The organism is Paenibacillus sp. P4_A7 (assembly GCF_056402455.1).
In genome coordinates, this window is sequence record NZ_JBFUHJ010000780.1 from 1 (window position 1) to 1,280 (window position 1,280).

Genomic DNA, 1,280 nt, shown 5'->3' on the forward strand with positions numbered 1-1,280 from the left:
ACGCTATAGCGGGTGACCCGCCGGAATACCTCCTTCAAGGAATGATGTTGGATAGATACTCAGAGTTCGTTGATCATACAGCGAAAAAGGCAAAGTTCGACTCTCCCTTATTCGTGGAATTGATGAAACAAATTAAAAAAATGTACGATAATAAAATTATGACTTCCGAAGCGGCGGATATAGGCAAGCAAATGTTCTCTTTTATCGATTTGGGATCGCCGGCAGACTTTATCAATGTTCTGCATCAATTCTTCTCAAATCCAAAGCTGCTGCAAAAACCAGAACAAAAAGGTGGAACGAGGTTTATCCCCCAATCTCGGTTTGGGATTCAAGCCAAATCTCCTGTTAAAGAGGAGGCTTGGAAGTTTATTGCCTTCCTGTTATCCGATGAGGGGCAATCCCTGCAAGAGAGAGAAGGATTTTCACTGCTTAAATCTGTGAATGAGAAGAAGCTGAACGACATTCAGGAACAAGTTAAAAGTGGAAAGTACAAGCTTGAAGACGGGAAAACACCCAAGGTGTCGGACGAACAATTTACTCAGTTCAAACAGCTCATTAGTACAGCGGATAACTATGCGATGGTAAGTACAGCGATTGTCATTATAGGAGATGAGTCCAGAGCATTCTTTAGCGAACAAAAGTCTGCGGAGGAAGTAGCCAAGCTGATCCAGAACAAGGTGGCAACCTATTTAAACGAGTAGCAAATATTGAGGCTGAAGCAGCGCATCTTTTGCGCTGCTTTTTTTAAAACTATCAACATGGAAAATAATATAATCAATTGAACATTATTACACAAAAGATGAGATTTTTAGTATTATAAAGTAGTATGGATTACCTCAAGATTGGAACAACGCTTGAGATCTTAGGCCAGAGTGCTATATTGAAGTTCAAATTTGAGATGAAGAAACAATAAAAACTAATGCGAATAAAAGTACAATCACAATGAGACCCAGCCTAGGATGATATTAAACTACGGTTGGTCTTTTTTGTATTATAGTGATAGCTGCAAGTCAAACTGAGGAGTGAAATATAAACATGGAGAGTCTGGATTTTAACCGTCAATRGCTTATTAAGAAATTCGATGAGATACAAACGCGTTTCTTTAAGGCAGTTGATCAATTAAATGATGAACAGATCAATTGGAAACCAGACACATCTAATCATAGTATTGCTGGCTTGGTTAGTCATATTGCCGGAAATATTCAAGAACGCATCATTTTAGGAATCATGAAGCAAGAGATTAACATCAATCGTGTAAATGAGTTTAATGTTGTTTACCC

At 38.5% G+C, this 1,280-nt stretch carries 2 protein-coding genes; both read left to right on the forward strand.

The window, feature by feature from the left end; genetic code table 11:
- Positions 1-701 (forward strand): type 2 periplasmic-binding domain-containing protein (locus tag AC1DWN_RS33925; protein ID WP_477563214.1); only part of this gene is annotated, 701 nt, incomplete at its 5' end.
- A 334-nt stretch (positions 702-1,035) separates the two neighbouring features.
- The coding region (locus tag AC1DWN_RS33930) for a DUF1572 family protein (RefSeq protein ID WP_477563215.1) at positions 1,036-1,280 on the forward strand (245 nt) is incomplete at its 3' end.